General features: G+C 63.5%; 17 protein-coding genes. 11 read left to right on the top strand and 6 right to left on the bottom strand.

What is annotated here, in order from left to right:
• Positions 1-3: 3 nt before the first annotated feature.
• From AC1DW2_RS34610 to AC1DW2_RS34595, 4 genes are all read left to right on the top strand, one after another.
• Positions 4-1,107, top strand: coding sequence for an ABC-type transport auxiliary lipoprotein family protein (locus AC1DW2_RS34610; RefSeq protein ID WP_439035318.1), 1,104 nt, complete (start codon positions 4-6; stop codon positions 1,105-1,107).
• 127 nt (positions 1,108-1,234) lie between these two features.
• Positions 1,235-1,948 carry a helix-turn-helix domain-containing protein gene (locus tag AC1DW2_RS34605; protein WP_477008230.1) on the top strand — a complete coding sequence of 238 codons (714 nt, stop codon included), beginning with the start codon at positions 1,235-1,237 and terminating at the stop codon, positions 1,946-1,948.
• An 83-nt stretch (positions 1,949-2,031) separates the two neighbouring features.
• Positions 2,032-2,157, top strand: coding sequence for a hypothetical protein (locus AC1DW2_RS34600; protein WP_256376474.1), 126 nt, complete (start codon positions 2,032-2,034; stop codon positions 2,155-2,157).
• Between the two features lie 280 nt (positions 2,158-2,437).
• The gene (locus AC1DW2_RS34595) at positions 2,438-3,166 is read left to right on the top strand and encodes a Crp/Fnr family transcriptional regulator (protein WP_028149678.1); all 729 of its coding nucleotides are present in this window, start codon (positions 2,438-2,440) and stop codon (positions 3,164-3,166) included.
• Between the two features lie 4 nt (positions 3,167-3,170).
• Here the strand turns inward: AC1DW2_RS34595 and AC1DW2_RS34590 are convergent, their stop codons facing one another.
• Positions 3,171-3,953: a cyclase family protein gene (locus AC1DW2_RS34590; protein ID WP_028149679.1), complete on the bottom strand. Its 783-nt coding sequence runs from the start codon at positions 3,951-3,953 to the stop codon at positions 3,171-3,173.
• A 429-nt stretch (positions 3,954-4,382) separates the two neighbouring features.
• On the opposite strand from AC1DW2_RS34590, the gene AC1DW2_RS34585 reads away from it, so the two are divergent.
• From AC1DW2_RS34585 to AC1DW2_RS34565, 5 genes are all read left to right on the top strand, one after another.
• On the top strand, positions 4,383-4,541 hold the full coding sequence (locus tag AC1DW2_RS34585; RefSeq protein WP_439035317.1) for a hypothetical protein: 159 nt from the start codon (positions 4,383-4,385) through the stop codon (positions 4,539-4,541).
• Positions 4,542-4,563: 22 nt separating this feature from the next.
• A complete protein-coding gene (locus AC1DW2_RS34580) occupies positions 4,564-5,535 on the top strand; it encodes a TRAP transporter substrate-binding protein (RefSeq protein WP_439035316.1) in 972 nt (323 codons plus the stop codon).
• A gap of 75 nt (positions 5,536-5,610) precedes the next feature.
• Positions 5,611-6,159, top strand: coding sequence for a TRAP transporter small permease (locus AC1DW2_RS34575; protein ID WP_014493779.1), 549 nt, complete (start codon positions 5,611-5,613; stop codon positions 6,157-6,159).
• Positions 6,150-7,442 carry a TRAP transporter large permease gene (locus AC1DW2_RS34570; protein ID WP_014493780.1) on the top strand — a complete coding sequence of 431 codons (1,293 nt, stop codon included), beginning with the start codon at positions 6,150-6,152 and terminating at the stop codon, positions 7,440-7,442. The genes AC1DW2_RS34575 and AC1DW2_RS34570 overlap by 10 nt, the downstream gene beginning before the upstream one ends.
• Positions 7,443-7,464: 22 nt before the next feature.
• Positions 7,465-8,271 carry an SDR family NAD(P)-dependent oxidoreductase gene (locus AC1DW2_RS34565; RefSeq protein ID WP_247303232.1) on the top strand — a complete coding sequence of 269 codons (807 nt, stop codon included), beginning with the start codon at positions 7,465-7,467 and terminating at the stop codon, positions 8,269-8,271.
• A 15-nt stretch (positions 8,272-8,286) separates the two neighbouring features.
• Here the strand turns inward: AC1DW2_RS34565 and AC1DW2_RS34560 are convergent, their stop codons facing one another.
• The 4 genes from AC1DW2_RS34560 to AC1DW2_RS34545 are packed head-to-tail and all read right to left on the bottom strand — an operon-like array spanning position 8,287 to position 12,568.
• Positions 8,287-8,985, bottom strand: a complete 699-nt coding sequence (locus tag AC1DW2_RS34560) for a molybdate ABC transporter substrate-binding protein (RefSeq protein WP_439035315.1) — start codon at positions 8,983-8,985, stop codon at positions 8,287-8,289.
• On the bottom strand, positions 8,982-11,108 hold the full coding sequence (locus AC1DW2_RS34555) for a xanthine dehydrogenase family protein molybdopterin-binding subunit (protein WP_477008240.1): 2,127 nt from the start codon (positions 11,106-11,108) through the stop codon (positions 8,982-8,984). The genes AC1DW2_RS34560 and AC1DW2_RS34555 overlap by 4 nt, the downstream gene beginning before the upstream one ends.
• Before the next feature lie 2 nt (positions 11,109-11,110).
• Positions 11,111-11,581 carry a (2Fe-2S)-binding protein gene (locus tag AC1DW2_RS34550; protein WP_063982107.1) on the bottom strand — a complete coding sequence of 157 codons (471 nt, stop codon included), beginning with the start codon at positions 11,579-11,581 and terminating at the stop codon, positions 11,111-11,113.
• Positions 11,582-11,596: 15 nt separating this feature from the next.
• Positions 11,597-12,568: a Bug family tripartite tricarboxylate transporter substrate binding protein gene (locus tag AC1DW2_RS34545; RefSeq protein ID WP_477008229.1), complete on the bottom strand. Its 972-nt coding sequence runs from the start codon at positions 12,566-12,568 to the stop codon at positions 11,597-11,599.
• Between the two features lie 237 nt (positions 12,569-12,805).
• Here AC1DW2_RS34545 and AC1DW2_RS34540 point away from each other — a divergent pair, with 237 nt between their 5' ends.
• Both AC1DW2_RS34540 and AC1DW2_RS34535 read left to right on the top strand, forming a co-directional pair.
• On the top strand, positions 12,806-14,938 hold the full coding sequence (locus tag AC1DW2_RS34540) for a molybdopterin oxidoreductase family protein (protein ID WP_477008228.1): 2,133 nt from the start codon (positions 12,806-12,808) through the stop codon (positions 14,936-14,938).
• Positions 14,939-15,025: 87 nt separating this feature from the next.
• Complete coding sequence (locus AC1DW2_RS34535) at positions 15,026-15,808, top strand: enoyl-CoA hydratase/isomerase family protein (RefSeq protein WP_477008227.1); 783 nt, start codon at positions 15,026-15,028, stop codon at positions 15,806-15,808.
• A 50-nt stretch (positions 15,809-15,858) separates the two neighbouring features.
• Here the strand turns inward: AC1DW2_RS34535 and AC1DW2_RS34530 are convergent, their stop codons facing one another.
• Positions 15,859-16,968, bottom strand: coding sequence for a hypothetical protein (locus tag AC1DW2_RS34530; protein ID WP_477008226.1), 1,110 nt, complete (start codon positions 16,966-16,968; stop codon positions 15,859-15,861).
• Between the last annotated feature and the right edge of the window lie 835 nt (positions 16,969-17,803).

Here is a 17,803-nt window from a genome sequence, read left to right as displayed (position 1 = left end):
GACATGGAAACCCGCGCTCCCTACGTGCTGATCGGCAGCTTCGTGCTGGCCGCTATCCTCGCGGTGTTCGGCTTCGTCTATTGGCTGAACAACACGGGCGGCATCGGGCCGCGCGCAAACTATCATGTGCAATTCCAGGGGCCGGTGCCGGGCCTGCTGGTCGGTGCCGGTGTGCTGTTCAACGGCATCCGGGTCGGCGAGGTGACGCAGATCGGCCTCGCGCCGGATAATCCGCGCTTTGTCAATGCGACGATCTCGGTTGCCTCGACGACACCCGTGCGTACCGACACGAAGGTCGGGCTGGATTTCCAGGGGCTGACCGGCGTGCCGGTGGTGACGCTGGAGGGCGGCATGATCGTTGCCAAGGCCGGCGAGCCCGTGACCCTGATCGCCGAAGCCGGTGCAGGCCAGAGCATGACGCAGGCTGCGCGCGATGCGCTGCGACGGGTCGACACCGTGCTGGAGGACAATTCCGGTCCGCTGAAGGACACCATCGCGAACCTCAAGACATTCTCCGACGGGCTCGCGCGCAACACCGGCAAAATCGACGGTATTCTGGCAGGCCTCGAAAAGATGACCGGCGGCGGGACGCCGGCGCAGAAGATCACCTACGACCTGCGCACGCCGCAGAATTTTGGGCCGGCCGGCAAGACGCTTTCGGCGTCACTGGCGATTCCCGAGCCGACCGCGGTCGCGATGCTCCAGACCCAGCGGATGTTGTTTGCACCCAGCGGGGATAATCCGGGCTTTGCGGAATTCCTCTGGGCCGACAGCATTCCAAAACTGGTGCAGGCGCGGCTGATCGACAGTTTTGAGAATTACGACATCGTTCACGCGCCGTTGCGCACGAGCGATCTCGGCCAGGCGGACTACCAGCTCCTGATCGACATCAGGCGCTTCCGGATCGCCACGGAAGGCGAGGCTCGGGTCGAGATCGGACTGTCGGCACGCATCGTCGACAAGAACGGCAAGGTGGTGGCGTCGCGCCTCGTCGAGACCAGCGAGACGCTTGACAAGGTCGAGCCGGCCGCAGCGGTCGCAGCGTTCGACACAGCTTTCGCCCGCATTGCAAAGGAGCTGATCGGCTGGACGGTGCAGGCGGTCTAGCAACAGCACAAGACGGCCATGCCCGCCAAAATTGATCTGGGTCAATCGGCTTTGGCGCAGTGCAGTAAAATGCAGCCCGCGCGGTGGGCTCGGCCTGATGCGGGGCAGCCGGTGCTTGGAGCGGTAGATGAAGGCTTCCGTGGTGACGATCGAGCCGAACGGGCATTTCTGCAGCGATTGTGCGGTCCGCGACTTCGCGGTGTGTTCGTCGCTGGACCCGGCCGAGCTCAGGGAATTCGAGCATCTGGGACGCCTCGTCCTCTTTGAGGGGGGCGAGACCGTCTTCTCCGAGGAGGACACCACGACCTCGTTCTACAATCTCCTCGACGGCGTCATGCGGCTCTACAAGCTGTTGCCCGACGGTCGGCGGCAGATCGTGGGATTTGCGTTACCAGGCGATTTCCTGGGGATGAATATTTCCGGCCGTCACAATTTTTCGGCCGATGCGATCGGTGGCGTCACACTGTGCCAGTTCGCAAAGGCGCCCTTCGGCCGCTTCGTCGAGAGCCGGCCGCATCTGCTCAGGCGGATCAACGAGCTGGCGATTCGCGAGTTGAGCCAGGCGCGCGACCACATGGTCCTGCTCGGCCGCCGATCGGCGGACGAGAAAGTTGCGACGTTTCTGCTCGCCTGGCGCGAGCGGCTATTCTCGCTGAAGGGGGCGTCGGACACGGTTCAGCTGCCGATGAGTCGTCAGGACATCGCCGATTATCTCGGCCTGACCATCGAAACCGTCAGTCGCACCTTCACCAAGCTGGAACGACATGGGGTGATCGAGATCGTTCAAGGCGGCATCAGCCTGCTCGATCCGGCGAAGGTCGAGGCCTTGGCTGCGGCCTGATCCGGCGCTCGCCAATTTTGATCCCAATCAATGACGGCGGTCGTGCGCCGCCAATAATGCCCAAAATAACAGGGGAGGGCATCATGCCGACTGACGCACTGCTGGTGACGATCGCTGTCGTGGTCGTTTTTGTCACATTCGCCGGGGCTTTGGCATGGGCAGACCGGCAAACCAGCGCAGGTCGGCCCGATTCGGAGGCCAAGCACTGACGGTCCTGAGATCACAATCGCGTTTTACCGTGCTTGCCGCGGAGGCTTCCACGGCCAGCTCGCGGCCGGCGGCAGCGCCTCAACGCAATGGTGCGCGCGATAGTGCAACTCTGCATCGACCGGGACACATTGGCTCATCCCCCGGATGCCGCTTTGGCGCCCGACCGCGGCATTTTCGCCGTATTTGGCTCAAACCGTGCACATGCTTTCCGGTTGAAAAGCCTGCTAACGTTGACTACGCAGGAACTCCAGTGCCTCGCAGTCTTAGGAGCCGAGCGGCGTGCCTCAGGACAAGACCGGCGACCCCCGACAAGCGGCGGGCAACAAATTATCGGTCCTGCGCAAGCACCCGATCTTCGCGGATCTGGAGCCAGATGCGCTCGATCAGCTCTGCCGCTACGCCAAGCACACCACGGTGAAGCGCGGTGCGACGATCGCCGCCAAGGGCGATCCCGGCAACAACCTGTTCGCCGTGATCACGGGAACAGTGAAGATTTCCTCTTCGTCGCCGGATGGAAGGAACGCTATTCTCAATCTGATCGGTCCTGGAGAAATCTTTGGCGAGATCGCGGTTCTCGACGGCGCGCCGCGCTCGGCCGACGCGACTGCCAACACCAATTGCGAACTCTACATCATCGACCGTCGCGACTTCCTGCCATTCGTGAAGAGCCAGCCGGCGCTGGCGATGAAATTCATCGAGTTGCTTTGCGCGCGCCTGCGCTGGACCAGCCAGCAGGTCGAGCAGGTAATCCTGCAAAATCTGCCGGGCCGGCTTGCGAGCGCGCTGCTCGGTCTCACCGAAGAGCGCAAGTTCGACTCCGGAAGCGGCACGCTCGCCATCACGCAGCAGGAGATCAGCGAGATGGTGGGGATGACGCGCGAGAGCATCAACAAGCAATTGCGCGCCTGGGCCGGCCGCAACTGGGTCCGTCTCGAGCACGGCGCCATCGTCGTGCTGGATACCGATGCGTTGCGCGACCTCGCCGCGAGCGGCCTCGACGGCGAGTGAGGCATCAGACCTGATTGTCGACGATGGCGACCGCTCGGGTCCACCCTGCGGACGCTCGCTCGATCTTTACCGGGAAGCATGAGACCGTGAATCCGGTCGACGGCAGCTTGTCGAGATTGTGCAGCTTCTCGAGATGGCAATAGCCGATGTGTCGTCCCGCCTTGTGACCTTCCCAGATCAGGCCGGCATCTTTTGTTTCGGCATATTTCTTCGCGGTGTAGACGAACGGCGCGTCCCAGCTCCAGCCGTCGGTGCCGGTCAGCCGCACGCCGCGTTCGAGCAGGTACATGGTGGCCTCATAGCCCATGCCGCAGCCGGAGTTGACGTAATCGGCCTGGCCGAATTTGGCGCCGGCGCTGGTGTTGACGACCACGATCTCCAGCGGCGACAGCGTGTGCCCGATCCGTTTCAGCTCCTTCTCGACATCGTCGGCAGTCACCACGTACCCATCGGGCAGGTGGCGGAAGTCGAGCTTCACGCCGGGCTGCAGGCACCATTCGAGCGGCACCTCGTCGATCGTCCATGACCGCTCGCCGCGATTCATGGTCGGGTGGAAGTGCCAGGGCGCGTCGAGATGCGTGCCGTTGTGGGTGGACAGCGAGACCTGCTCGACCGCCCAGCCCTGGCCATCTGGCAAATCCTCCGCCTTGAGGCCGTCGAAGAACTGCAGCATGCGGGGCAGGCCCTGCTGGTGATCAATATACTGGATCGTCGGGTGATTGCCCGGCGGATCGGCCGTCACGTCGTTTCTGAGCGGCACGGAAATATCGATCAGCTTCCGCGGCATGGGAATTTCCTCGCGATGTTCAGTTTCGGCGCATCTTGGGCGGGCTCTCCCTGTGGCGTCAAGTAACGCCCCGGTGCAGGCGATTTCGGAAAAACGGGGCCATTCGCCGGTCGCGCCCTCGAAGTGATGCATGACCGATCGATGCAACTCCAGCATTGATCGATGCCGGATTTGGCTTGGACTCAGAATGCCGCCCGCCCTAGGGACGACGTTGGCGACATCGCGCTGATCAGCGCGCATCGCACAAGGATGGGGCGACCGTCACGTCTGCACCTCCAAGCCGCAACCAATAGCGGTCGATTCTAAAACCAGAGGAACGTCCATGGATATGACGAGCATCGTCACCTCGCGTCCGGCATTGGCCGACGGCGAGGCGGGATTAAAGGGAAGCCGGCACCTGCCGTGCAAGTCGCCGCCGGGGAGGGCGCGATGAAGCTCGCACCTTCCCTCGCCGTGATCATCCACCAGTCAAATCCGCTCGACTCCGCCGCGCAATCCTACCAAGGTGGTGCGTTTGTAACGCTTGACTTTACACCTGAAGTGGAGCGACCCAAGGCGGCCTGCAGCATCGGCCCGACAACGACATAATTAACTCAGGAGGAAGCCCCAGATGAAGACACTCACCGGCATCATCGCAGCCGCCGTACTGGCGGTCTCAGCGCCGCTGGCGACCGCACGCGATTTCCGCTCGGCCGACATCCACCCCGTCGATTATCCGACCGTCGAAGCCGTCAAGTTCATGGGCAAGCAGCTCGCAGCCGCGAGCGGCGGCAAGCTCGGTGTGAAGGTGTTTCCCAACGGAGCTCTGGGCTCGGAGAAGGACACCATCGAGCAGCTGAAGATCGGCGCGCTCGACATGATGCGGATCAACGCATCGCCGCTGAACAACTTCGTGCCCGAGACCATCGCGTTGTGCCTGCCCTTCGTGTTCCGGGACACGCAGCACATGCGCGCGGTTCTCGATGGTCCGATCGGCGACGAAATCCTGGCGTCCATGGCGCCCGCGGGCCTGATCGGCCTTGCCTATTACGACAGCGGCGCCCGGTCCATTTACACCGTCAAGGCGCCGGTCAAATCGCTCGCCGACCTCAAGGGCCTGAAGATCCGCGTCCAGCAGTCCGACCTCTGGGTCGGCATGATCCAGAGCCTCGGCGCCAACCCGACACCGATGCCGTATGGCGAGGTCTATACCGCGCTCAAGACCGGCCTCGTGGACGCCGCCGAGAACAACTGGCCGTCCTACGAATCCTCGCGTCACTTCGAGGCCGCCAAGTTCTACAACGTCACCGAGCACTCGCTCGCGCCGGAAGTTCTCGTGATGTCCAAGACGGTCTGGGACACGTTGAGCAAGGAGGATCAGGCGATGATCCGCAAGGCGGCCAAGGAATCGGTGCCCGTCATGCGCAAGCTCTGGGACGAGCGTGAGCAGGCCTCGCGCAAGACCGTCGAGGCTGCCGGCGTTCAGGTCGTCACGATCGCCAACAAGGCGGAATTCGTCGACGCGATGAAGCCGGTGTACGACAAGTTCGCAGGTGACGAAAAGCTGAAGGGCCTCGTCAAGCGGATCCAGGACACGAAGTAGGGCCACAGCGTCGGGTCCGGCGTCGCCGCGAGGCGGCACCGGACCCTCGCGAAGGGGACGCGCAAGGAGACGCCGATGACAGACCCACATGTCGCAAGCCACGAGCAGGAGGTAACCGGCCGACCGTCGACCGGCTTGCTGTCGCGGATCAATGCCGTCGTTGCTCGCCTCGGCATGTATCTGTCCGTGACCGGCCTGCTCGTCATCGTCACCATCGTGTTCTACCAGGTGTTCGGACGTTACGTGCTCAATTCCAGCCCGACCTGGACGGAGAACCTTGCGCTGGTCCTGATCCTGTATGTCACGCTGATCGGCGCCGCCGTCGGCGTTCGCGACGCCGGACACATCGGCATGGACAGTTTGCTGGTGATGCTTCCGGATCATCTGCGAGAGAAGATCGAGCTCGTGATCCACGTTCTGGTGGCCGTGTTCGGCATTGCGATGGCCTATAACGGCTGGATCCTCGGAGCGTCGGTCGGAACCGTGAAGATCCCCAATCTCGGGCTCCCCGAGGTCATCCGCTACGTCCCGCTGATCGCCTCCGGCGTCCTGATCGTCTCCTTTTCAATCGAGCACATCATTGCGCTCCTGCGCGGCGAAGAGGTCGTCCCCTCATGGAACTGATCATTCTCGGCGCGACCTTCTTCGGCTTCCTGATCCTCGGCGTACCCGTCGCCTTCGCGATCGGCCTCTCGGCGATTTGCACCATCCTCTACGAAGGCCTGCCGGTCGCCGTCATCTTTCAGCAGATGATGTCGGGGATGAACATCTTCTCCTTCCTGGCCATCCCGTTCTTCGTCTTCAGCGGTGAGCTGATGCTGCATGGCGGGGTCGCCGACAAGATCGTGCAGCTTGCCAAGAATCTCGTCGGACACATCCGCGGCGGGCTCGGCATGTCGAACGTGGTCGCCTGCACGCTGTTCGGCGGCGTCTCCGGCTCGCCCGTGGCCGACGTGTCGGCGATGGGCGCGGTGATGATCCCGATGATGAAGAAGGAAGGGTTCGATACCGACTACGCCGTCAACGTCACCACCCATGCCTCTCTGGTGGGCGCGCTCATGCCGACCAGCCACAACATGATCATCTATGCGCTCGCCGCGGGCGGCAAGGTCTCGATCGGCGCGCTGATCGCGGCCGGCCTCCTGCCGGCGCTCGTGCTGATGGTGTGCATGCTGGTTGCCGCCTACGCGGTCGCGGTGAAGCGCGGCTATCCGGCCGGCAAGTTCCCGGGCTGGGCCGAGGTTTTCCGCTCGTTCGCGGCCGCGCTGCCCGGCCTGCTGATCGTCGGCATCATCCTGGCGGGCATCCTGTCCGGCGTCTTCACGGCAACTGAATCCGCAGCCGTCGCGGTCACCTACACGATCCTGCTGACGTTCTTCATCTACCGCACGATGACCTTGCCGAACTTCCTGCGGGCTGCCGCCAAGGCCGTGAAGACGACAGGCGTGGTGCTGCTGCTGATCGGCGTCTCCACCATGTTCCAGTATCTGATGGGGCTCTACGAGGTCGCCGACTTCGCCGGTGACCTCATGAGCAAGGTATCGTCGCAACCCTGGGTCATCTTCCTGCTCATCAACGTCATCCTGTTCGTGCTCGGCACCTTCATGGACATGGCGGCGACCATCCTGATCTGCACCCCGATCTTCCTGCCGATCGCGATGAAGGCCGGTATGGACCCAGTGCAGTTCGGCATGCTGATGCTGATCAACTGCGCGCTGGGGCTGAACACCCCGCCGGTCGGAACGACGCAATTCGTCGGCTGCGCTATCGGCGGCATCTCGGTTGGCGCGGTGATGCGCACCATCCTGCCGTTCTATGCCGCCCTGATCGCAGCTCTGATGTTCGTGACCTACGTCCCCGCGTTCTCGCTGTGGCTGCCCCGCCTGCTGATGGGCTACAAGGGATAGCAGCAACAGGGAGAATCCGTTCGTGACTGACTATCGCAAGCTCTTCGATCTCACCGGCAAGACCGCCGTGGTGCTCGGCGCCGCCTCGGGCATCGGCAAATCGTCGGCCGAGGCGCTGGCCGGGCTCGGCGCCCGCGTCGTTTGCGCAGATCGTGCGCTTGACGCCGCCGAGGCGACGGCAGCCGGAATTCGCGATAAGGGCGGCTGGGCGGAAGCAGCCAGCTGCGACGCCGCGAGCGCTGCTGACGTCAATGCGCTCGCCAAGATCGTGATGCAGAAATTCTCGCGGCTCGACATCGCCGTGACGACGCCCGGGCTCAACATCCGCAAGACCATCCTCGACTACACCGAGGAGGATCTCGACCGCGTCCTCAACCTCAACATCAAGGGCACCGTCTGGTTCTTCCAGGCCTTCGGCCGCATCATGGTCGAGCAGAAAGGCGGCAGCATCATCGCCTGCTCCTCGGTGCGCGCGGTGACCATCGAGCCCGGTCTTGGCGTCTATGGCTCGACCAAGGCGGCGATCGGCCTGCTGGTGAAGGGTTTTGCTTCAGAGGTCGGCCACGCTGGCGTCCGCGTCAACGCGATCGCGCCGAGCATTGCGGAGACCGCGCTGACCGGCCCGTTCAAGCAGCGGCCCGACATCTACAATCTCTACGCCGGCCACACCGTGTTCAACCGCTGGAGCAGCGCCGACGAGGTCGCGACCGCCGTGGCCTACCTCGCTTCGGATGCCGCGAGCTATGTCAGCGGCAGCACGCTGTTCGTCGACGGCGGCTGGACCGCGGTCGACGGGCCGCCGACCGGTCTCACCCAGCTGCACAAATAAGGCGGCCGTCGGCACCTAGCCGGTAAAGCCCATGCTCCGGCGCAGCTCCTTCCGGTCTGCGCCGGTCAGCAGTGCGATCAGCGCGGCCGCCTCCTTCGGGTGTGCGGCCCGCGCCGTGACGCCGGCCGTGTACATCGTCACCAGTTCGCAGCCCGGCGGCAGCGACCCTGATAGCGCGATGCCGTCGGTCGCGATGATCTCGGTCGCCTGCGTGCATCCGATTGGCCGTGCGGCGGTGGACGACGCAAGCTCCCGCATCGCGGTCGCTCCGTTCGGAAAGATCTTGAGACGCGATGCGACCTCATAGGCGATGCCGAGCTGATCCAGCACTTTTGCGACATGCTGTCCCGCGGTCGAGTCTTTGGTGTCTGGAACGTAGATGGCATCCGCGGATCGCAGCACCTCGCGGAGATCGGCTTCAGTCTTCACCGTGACTTTCGGATCGCGGTTGCGGACCGCCAGCGCGGTCTCGACCCGGCCGATATCTGCGATCGAGGAGGGGACGACGAGCTTCTCCGCGGCGAGCTTCGCAAGGAGCGCCTGCGTCAGGATCACGAGATCCGCCGGGGTGCTGGCGCGCAGCTTGTCGGCCATGATGCCGACCGCGCCGAACTCGCCGTCGATACTGAGGCCGGTCTGCACCTTGAAGGGCTCGCTGAGGCCGCGCACCAGGCCTTGCGCCGCGCCGCCGCTCAAAATGGTCACTGTCGTCACGATGCAAGCTCCATGGCTGCGATGATCCTGTCGCGCGTGATCGGCAGGTCGCGTACGCGCACGCCGAGGCAATCGTAGACCGCATTGGCGATCGCCGCCGTCACGGGACCGTGCGCGGCCTCGCCGGCGCCGACCGGCTCGATCTCCGGCCGCTGGATGATTTCGACATCCACCGCCGGCACCTCGCTGAAGGTCAGGATCGGATAGTCCGTCCAGGATGTCGACGTGATGTGCGTGCGATCGAAGCGCACGCGCTCCCTCAGCACCCAGCTCGTGGCCTGGATCGCACCGCCCTCGATCTGGTTGATGACGCCGTCCGGATTGATGGCCTCGCCGACGTCGACCGCAAGCGTCAACCGCCGGACGCGAATGTCGTCGGTGCCTTCGATCTCGGCGATCGCGGCGCAATAGGCGCCCGTGTTCTTGTAGCGAGCGAAGCCGACGCCGTGGCCGATGCCAGACTGTTTTTGCGGTTTCCACTGCGCGCGCCGTGCCGCGGCGCGAATGACGTCGCTGGCGCGCTCGTCGCGGAGATGACGCAGGCGGAACGCGATCGGGTCCTCGCCGCGCAGGACCGCGATCTCGTCGAGTATGGATTCGATCGCGAACACATTGCCTTGCCCGCCCAGGGTCCGCAGCGCCGACGTGCGCACCGGCATCGTCAGCAGCCGGTGGCTCGTGATGGTCCAGGCCGGAAGGTCGTAGAGTGGAACGGAGTTGCGGTCGCCGCCCCCGCCATTGGCGGCCGGTGGATTCGTCGAGATCATGCGCGGGTAGGGGTTCGCGATCTCGGTCGCCGCAAGCAGCGCCGGCTGTGCCGCGCGTCCCGGCCGGGCGGCGTGACCGTTGCTCCAGATCGCATGGCGCCAGCCGACGATCTCGCTGTTCGCATCGAGGTCGGCCTCGATCTCGATGGCCATCGCTGCGCCAAACGGCGCATGAGACATCTCGTCATGGCGCGACCACTGCACCCGCACCGGGCGGCCGCCGGCGGCTTTCGCCAGCAACACGGCATCGAGCGCGACGTCGTCGGCCGCATTGTGCCCGTAGCAGCCGGCCCCCTCCATATGCTCGACGACGATGTTCTCGGCCGGCAGCTCGAGCACGATCGCAAGATCGGCGCGCAGCAGATAGACGCCCTGGCTGTGTGTCCAGACATGGACACGCTCGCCGTCCCATTGCGCCATGGCGCAGGACGGCGCGATCGAGGCGTGTGCGATGTAGGGACGGGTGTATTGCCGGCGGAGGGTGCGCGCAGCTTTCTTCGTCGTTGCCGCTGCTCTGGTGTCGATGACGGTGGTTTCGGCCGGCTGGCTCTTCAGAAAGCCTGCGAGATCGTCTTCGTTGGGCAACGGCTCGCCGGCCGACCAGGTTGCGCCCTTGCGCAAGGCTTTCAGTGCGGCTTCCGCCGAAGCCTCGCTATCGGCAACCACGCCGGCAAAGCCGCCGTCGCGGACGATCGCGACGAGGCCGGGAACGACGCGCGCCGCCGTCTCGTCGAGCGCGATCAGCCTGGCACCCGAGATGTCAGGCCGCAGCACGCGGCCGTGCACCAGGTCCGGCAATGCACAATCGTGAATGAAGCGCGGTCGCGCAAACACCTTGTCGGGAATGTCGACCCGCTGGACCGAATGTCCGGCGACATCGCGTGTGGCAGCGGGCTTCGCGACGGCGCCCGCAGTGGCGTCGCGGTCGAGCGAGACGTCGCCAGCCAGCTCCCAATAGCTGGTCCTGACGTTGCCGGGACCCGAGATCGTGCCGTCATCGACATCGAGCAGCGCCGCATCGACGCCGAGACGCTCCGATGCGGCTGCGAGGAAGCGCTGGCGCACCTCGGCGCAGACGTGTCGCAGCGCGCGGCCGGACTGCTGGACCGAAAGACTGCCCGAGGTGACACCCTCGTTCGGGCTGGCCGCCGTCGAGGCGCGGATCAGCTCGATCCTGCCGATATCGACGTCGAGCTCGTCTGCGGCGATCTGCGCCAGCGCCGTGACGATGCCCTGGCCGATCTCGACCTTGCCGGGCGAGATTGCGACACCGCCTTCGCCGCTAAACCGCACCCAGGACGACAGCTTTGGATTGGCCGCGAGGCTAACCGGCAGTTTCGGGACGGGGGAGGGCATACTCATGACGTCGCCGTCTCCGCTGCCGCGCGCAGCACGGCGCGGACCATGCGATTGTGCGATCCGCAGCGGCACAGATTGCGATCGAGCGCGGCTCTGACCTCGGTCTCCGTCGGCGAGGGATTGCGCTTCAGCAGCGCTGCCGCGCTGATGAGGATTCCCGATACGCAGTAACCGCATTGCATCGCCTGCTCGGAGACGAAGGCGCGTTGCAGCGGATGCGGCTGCTCGGCCGTGCCGAGGCCCTCCACCGTGACGACGTCCTTGTCCGCCACCGACCACATCGGCATGTCGCAGGAGGCCATCGCGCGGTCGCCGACCATGACGTGACAGGCCCCGCACTCACCGGCCCCGCAGCCGAAATGCGGACCGGTGACGCCGAGCCGGCCGCGCAGCACATCGAGCAGCGTCTGGTCGGGATCGGCATCCACGGCTATCGCCGCGCCGTTGAGCTGAAATTGAATGGTCGGCATGATCGCTCTACGGCCTCAGGACTTGTCGAACTTCTTGACGACATCGGCCCATTTCTCGATATCGCCGCGAAGGAATTTTTCGAATTCCTCCGGCGTCATGGACATGGGTACGGCACCCTGCTCGGTCCAGAGCTTTACGATGTCGGGTCGCTTCAACATTGCGTTCACGGCGGCATTGAGCTTGTCGATGACTGGCTTCGGCGTGCCGGCCGGGGCCATCAGGCCAAGCCAGATCGTCGCCTCATAGCCTTCGACGCCGGCTTCGCCCGCGGTCGGCACGTTCGGCAGCACGGCCGAGCGCTCCCTGCCGGTGGTCGCAAGCGCGCGGACCTGGTTCTCGCCGATATTCGGCGCCATCGCCGGCACGGCGTCGATCATCATCTGCACCTGTCCACCGATCACGCCGCTGCGCGCCTCGCCGCTGTTGCGGTAGGGCACGTGGACCACATCGATGCCGGCCATCGCTTTGAACAGCTCGCCGGCCATGTGATAGGGTGTGCCCTGGCCGGAGGAGGCGTAGTTCAGCTTGCCCGGCTGCGATTTGGCGAGCGCGATGAACTCCTGCAGCGTCTTCGCCGGAACCTGCGGGTTCACCACGATGACGAGGTCGGAGTAGTTCACCGGCGCGATCGGCGCGAGGTCGCGCATCAACTCGTATTTGCGCTTGTCCGGCGTCAATAGGGATTCATTCGCGGTCTGGGTGTTGGACATCATCAGCAGCGTGTAGCCGTCGGCCGGCGACTTCGCCGCTTCGACCGTGCCGATGACGCCGCCCGCGCCGGTGCGGTTCTCGACCACGAAGGGCTGGCCAAAGCTCTCCTGGAGCACGTTGCCGATCAGCCGGGCCGCGACATCCGCGGGCCCGCCGGCGCCAAAGGGCACCACGATCCGGACGGCGTGGGTCGGGTAATCCTGTGCCAATGAGGGGGATGCCGAGAGTGCGGCGAACAGGCTTACGGCCAGCGCCAGCATAAAACGTCGGGCCATTATGCCCACCTCCCTGATGTCGTTCTTGTTGGCTGGCACTGTAGCGGCAGGGAACGTGGACTGTCGACGCCTCACAAAGCTGGTCGAACAGGGAATATCGGGCGGTTTTCGGTGTGATCCCGCAGCATTTCGCAGGCGCGGCAGGAACCGCGGGCGCGCGCGATTTGAGCAAATCGCATGGGCATTGCCGGATAAATGCCCTCGGCTGGCAGGTCATTTGGTGTTACGAATTTGGACATGAACCAGCACGCCAAGATCGAAATCCGCCATTCGACCTGTCCGCATGACTGCCCCTCGGCCTGCGCGCTCGATATCGAGGTGGTCGAAGGCCGCAGCATTGGCCGCGTCCGAGGTTCGAAAAAGCAGACCTACACGGCTGGCGTCGTCTGCGCCAAGGTCGCCCGTTACGCCGAGCGCATCCATCACCCCGAGCGGCTGATGTATCCGATGCGCCGCACCGGGCCGAAGGGCTCCGGGCAGTTCGCGCGGATCTCGTGGGACGAGGCGCTGGACGAGATCGCGGATCGCTTCAACCAGGCCGAGTGCGAGTACGGCGCGGAATCGATCTGGCCTTATTACTACGCCGGCACGATGGGGCTGGTGATGCGCGACGGCCTCAATCGCCTCACGCACGTGAAGAAATATTCGCGCTTCTATCAGACCATCTGCGCCAATGTCGGGCGCATCGGGTTCGCGATCGGCACCGGCAAGATTGCCGGCGTCGATCCGCGCGAGATGGCGCTCTCCGATCTCGTCGTGATCTGGGGCACCAACCCGGTCAACACGCAGGTCAACGTGATGACGCATGCTGCCCGTGCTCGCAAGGAGCGCGGCGCCAAGATTGCCGCCGTCGACATCTACGACAACGAGACCATGAAGCAGGCTGACATCAAGATCATCCTGCGGCCCGGCACCGATGGCGCCTTCGCGTGCGGCGTGATGCATGTCCTGTTCCGCGATGGCTACGCCGACCGCGCCTACATGGACAAGTACACGGATTGCCCCGATGAGCTCGAGGCGCATCTGAAGACGCGCACGCCGGAGTGGGCGTCCACGATCTGCGGCGTGCCGGTATCGGAGATCGAGGCCTTTGCGAAACTGGTCGGGGAGACCAAGCGGACCTTCTTCCGGCTCGGCTACGGCTTCACCCGCTCGCGCAACGGCGCCACGCAAATGCATGCGGCGCTCTGCGTTCCCGCGGTGACCGGCGCCTGGCAGTATGAAGGCGGTGGCGCCTTCTTCAATAATTACGCGCTGTGGCACTTCAATGAATCCCTCATCGAGGGCCACGACGCGATCGATAAGACCACGCGGGCGCTCGACCAGTCGCAGGTCGGCCGCATCCTCACCGGCGACGCCGAAGCCTTGCTCGGCAAGGGGCCGATCAAGGCGATGCTGATCCAGAACACCAATCCCATGACGGTGGCACCGGAGCAGGCGCTGGTGCGTCAGGGGTTTGCGCGCGAGGATCTGTTCGTGGCGGTGCACGAGCAGTTCATGACCGAGACGGCCGAGATGGCCGACATCGTGCTGCCGGCGACCATGTTCATGGAGCATGACGACCTCTATTACGGCGGCGGCCACCAGCACATCTCAGTCGGGCCGAAGCTGATCGACCCGCCCGGCGAATGCCGCTCCAACCATCAGGTCATGCAGGCGCTGGCGCCGCGGCTTGGCGCGAAGCATCCGGGCTTCGAGATGACGCCGCGCGAATTGATCGACGCCACGCTGAAGCTCAGCAACCACGGCGACATCGCTGGTCTCGAAGCCGACATCTGGCGCGACCTGCAACCGGACTTCCGGACCTCGCATTATCTCGACGGCTTTGCCCATGCGGACAAGAAATTCCATTTTAGGGCGGATTGGGCGCATCCGCCGTTCGGCCAGACGATGGGCGATTTCGACAAGATGCCGTCGCTGCCGGACCATTGGGCGGTGATCGAGCATACCGATCAAGCCCATCCGTTCCGGCTCGCGACCAGTCCCTCGCGCAGCTTCCTCAACACCACCTTCAACGAGACGCCGTCCTCGCAGGCGCGCGAAGGCAGAGCKAGCGTGATGATCCATCCGCTGGATGCGGCCGCGCTCGACATCGCCGACGGCGACGCCGTGACGCTCGGCAACACCCGCGGCGAAACCACGCTGCTCGCAACGCTGTTCGACGGCGTGCGGCGCGGCGTGCTGATCGCGGAATCCGTTCACCCGAACAAGAATCATATCGGCGGCCGCGGCATCAACGTGCTGACTGGAGCCGATACGATCGCGCCGATCGGGGGAGCTGCATTCCACGACAACAAGGTCTGGATCAGGAAAACGGTCTCGGCCCGAGCGCACGCTTCGCTCGCCCGCCAATTTGTGTCGAGGCGCTAAAGCAAGGCCTCGTTACAGATTGCCCTTGCGCCTGCCGCCCGAGCTGCCGCAAATGGCTGCGAACGGGAGCAAGGAAGCGAGCGTACCATGACCGACACCACAGCAATCATCACCGAAAAGCGTGGGCAGGCGTTCTGGATCACCATCAACCGGCCGGAGAAACGCAACGCGTTGAACGGCGAGGTCATCGCCGGCATCACCAAAGGCTATCGCGACGCGCATGACGATAAGGACGTCCGCGTCATCGTGCTGACGGGGGCAGGCGACAAGGCGTTCTGCGCCGGTGCCGACTTGCAGAATTCCGGCGCGGCGTTCGCGATGGATCATTCCAAGCCGAATGTCGACTATGCCGATCTGCTGCGGTTGTCGCAGAATGCGACGAAGCCGGCAATTGCGCGGGTCGGCGGCGTCTGCATGGCCGGCGGCATGGGCCTGTTGTGCATGACCGACATGGCGATTGCGGCCGATCACGTCATCTTCGGCCTGCCGGAGGTGAAGGTCGGCGTATTCCCGATGCAGGTGCTGAGCCTGTTGCAGAGCATCGCGCCGCCGCGCCTCGTTAACGAATGGGCGCTCACCGGCGAGCCGTTCGACGCGAAAGCGGCGCAAGCTGCGGGCCTGCTCAACTACGTGGTGCCCACCGGCGAACTCGATGCCAGGGTCGACTGGCTGATCAGCCGCATCGTCGACAAATCCCCGACCGCGATCCGCCGCGGCAAATACGCCATGCGCGCGATCGCCTCGATGTCGTTCGACGAGAGCATCGCCTACACCGAGAGCCAGATCGCGCTGCTCGCAATGACCGAGGACGCGAAGGAAGGCCTGAAGGCCTTCGGCGAGAAGAGGAAGCCGGTCTGGACGGGAAAATAGGCGATCATTTCATTTATATTCGTTAGATGCCGCGGTCGCCCGATACACCTTCATTCCAAGGGATGATTGGCGTTTAGTCGAACAAAGAGCGATCTTGCCCGCTCCTCGCGACGTTTCTTGGTGGCTCTGATCAATTGCTTTCCGGTGCGCTTGGCGTAGGTTGGCAGTTGGCGGCTCGATCTATGACGGCCAGCGGCGCGCAACTCTGCATCCGTGAGATCGCTGTCGGCGCCTTCGGTGAATCCTCCGTGCCGGAAGGAAGTAAAGGAAAGTTCCTGACGAAGGCCAGCCTCCGCGATTATCTTCTTTACTACGCTGCGCAGATAGCGCAGGTCTTTGCGTGGGGTAATCCATGGAAGCGGGGTTTCTGACCGTCGATGCGCATGGTCGCGTCGGAATACCAGGCCCGAGAGGGAGGTCTTTTTAATCTCGTCGAGCTCTTCCATAAGTTCGGGAAAGAGAGGGGCGCCCGTTTCGTCTAGCAGCGGCCACCAGGCTTCCTCTCCATTCTTTGGATGCACGATCCTGACGCTATTTGGCCGCTCGCTTGGGCGATAGTGCGAAATGTCGAAGGCGCCGAACACGTGCTGCTCCCGCTGTAACCACTCCCATGCCAACAAAGCAGCAGTTCCGATCGAGCGGTAGTCAAGCTTTGTCGCGGCGGCTCTGAAAGCGACAAGTTCATCCCACGTTGCTGTCGGCGTGGGCCGTATTGGCCGTCCGGGTGCACTTGATTTTAGTCCCATCCGTGAAAATGGATTGCTCGCCGGTACCAATTTTTCTTGAGCGCGGTGACCGACAAACCAAGCGCGCCGGCAGCTCGCCATGGCCACATTTGCATAACGACGACGCTCGCGGACGGTTACCTCTCCGTTGCTACCGACTTTCGTTACTACTAGCAGCTTTCCATAAACTGCGTCGACGAAGGCCTTCGTGAAATCAAAGAGTTGCTTCGAGCCAACGCGATTTCCATCTTTCAACTCATGGTTGGCGAAGAGGGCAAGGCTTTTCCTGTACTGACGCTGAGTGTTGCTGTCGATTTCGTTCCACTTCTGGTGAGCTTGGAAGACGCCGACTAGCCAATCGAAGGTGCCGAGTTCGGGAGAGGCCAGCACTAATTCACTGAGGCCTTGCGAGCGCCAACTATCGAAGGCGGGCAAGAGAACGTTCTCCACTCGCTCGAGGGCAGCCGCGTAATCGGTTCCTAAAGCTTCAGGTCCTAGATCGCAGCCTTGTCGACGAGCCCAGGTTGGCGGCGCAAAATAATAAGCCACCTGATTGCTCGCCAAAAGCTTTCGTCGACAATATCGAGGAAGTCTTGGTGCGGTATCAAGCGATATCATACTAGGCATAAGAGGTCTTCCGGTTCCTTGGCATCTCTTGTTCCAATGGGTGCTGCAAAGTGGTCCAGGCTCGCTTTCGACCAAACCGGCTGCCGCAACCGTCCTTTTCCGCGACAGCTGACCGAAGGCGGTGCTTCTCCTAGACGAATTGCGCGAATCAGCTCGGCTGTGTTTTCAAAATCTAGGTAGGCGGCTGCCATGTCCGCTCTCATCATCGCGGGCCAAGTTCCGGCGGGTGGGTAGCGAGCAGGCAGCGCTGCGCGTGGTGAAGAGGGGCGGTCTGATCTCACTGATGCGTGGCCGCTTAGGTGCAACAAGAGCTGAATTTGCAGAAGAACGACGCCGGTCTGAAAGGTCTAGATTGCCGCCGGCTTGTGGGCTGTAGAGAGCGACAACGTGGGTCAGAAGAGAATTTTATGGTGAAAGAGTCTTTGTCTCTACTGCGCAGCGGGGCTTGGCGGTGATAGGCCAAGTTTGCGCGCGAAAAGCCGGTCTTAGCGTGCAATTTTCGAGGAGACCAATTTCGATCGGCGAAATCTAAACGGGAAACTATTCAGGTGCTCCGTTCGCACTCGTCGGGGGACCGCTAGCAGGCAGTCAACTGCTCTAAGTGCATCATCAACGGGCGATCCGACAGATTCGGTGCCGGACT

The sequence above is a fragment of the Bradyrhizobium sp. P3_C3 genome (genome assembly GCF_056402655.1).
This window is presented reverse-complemented; position numbering and strand designations above follow the sequence as displayed.

Excerpts from the sequence above, each read along its gene's own strand:
- AC1DW2_RS34575 (WP_014493779.1), top strand. The coding sequence starts at position 5,611 with ATGACAGACCCACATGTCGCAAGCCACGAGCAGGAGGTAACCGGCCGA.
- AC1DW2_RS34545 (WP_477008229.1), bottom strand. The coding sequence starts at position 12,568 with ATGGCCCGACGTTTTATGCTGGCGCTGGCCGTAAGCCTGTTCGCCGCA.
- AC1DW2_RS34610 (WP_439035318.1), top strand. The coding sequence starts at position 4 with ATGGAAACCCGCGCTCCCTACGTGCTGATCGGCAGCTTCGTGCTGGCC.
- AC1DW2_RS34535 (WP_477008227.1), top strand. The coding sequence starts at position 15,026 with ATGACCGACACCACAGCAATCATCACCGAAAAGCGTGGGCAGGCGTTC.
- AC1DW2_RS34585 (WP_439035317.1), top strand. The coding sequence starts at position 4,383 with ATGAAGCTCGCACCTTCCCTCGCCGTGATCATCCACCAGTCAAATCCG.
- AC1DW2_RS34550 (WP_063982107.1), bottom strand. The coding sequence starts at position 11,581 with ATGCCGACCATTCAATTTCAGCTCAACGGCGCGGCGATAGCCGTGGAT.
- AC1DW2_RS34590 (WP_028149679.1), bottom strand. The coding sequence starts at position 3,953 with ATGCCGCGGAAGCTGATCGATATTTCCGTGCCGCTCAGAAACGACGTG.
- AC1DW2_RS34570 (WP_014493780.1), top strand. The coding sequence starts at position 6,150 with ATGGAACTGATCATTCTCGGCGCGACCTTCTTCGGCTTCCTGATCCTC.
- AC1DW2_RS34580 (WP_439035316.1), top strand. The coding sequence starts at position 4,564 with ATGAAGACACTCACCGGCATCATCGCAGCCGCCGTACTGGCGGTCTCA.
- AC1DW2_RS34605 (WP_477008230.1), top strand. The coding sequence starts at position 1,235 with ATGAAGGCTTCCGTGGTGACGATCGAGCCGAACGGGCATTTCTGCAGC.
- AC1DW2_RS34600 (WP_256376474.1), top strand. The coding sequence starts at position 2,032 with ATGCCGACTGACGCACTGCTGGTGACGATCGCTGTCGTGGTCGTTTTT.
- AC1DW2_RS34555 (WP_477008240.1), bottom strand. The coding sequence starts at position 11,108 with ATGCCCTCCCCCGTCCCGAAACTGCCGGTTAGCCTCGCGGCCAATCCA.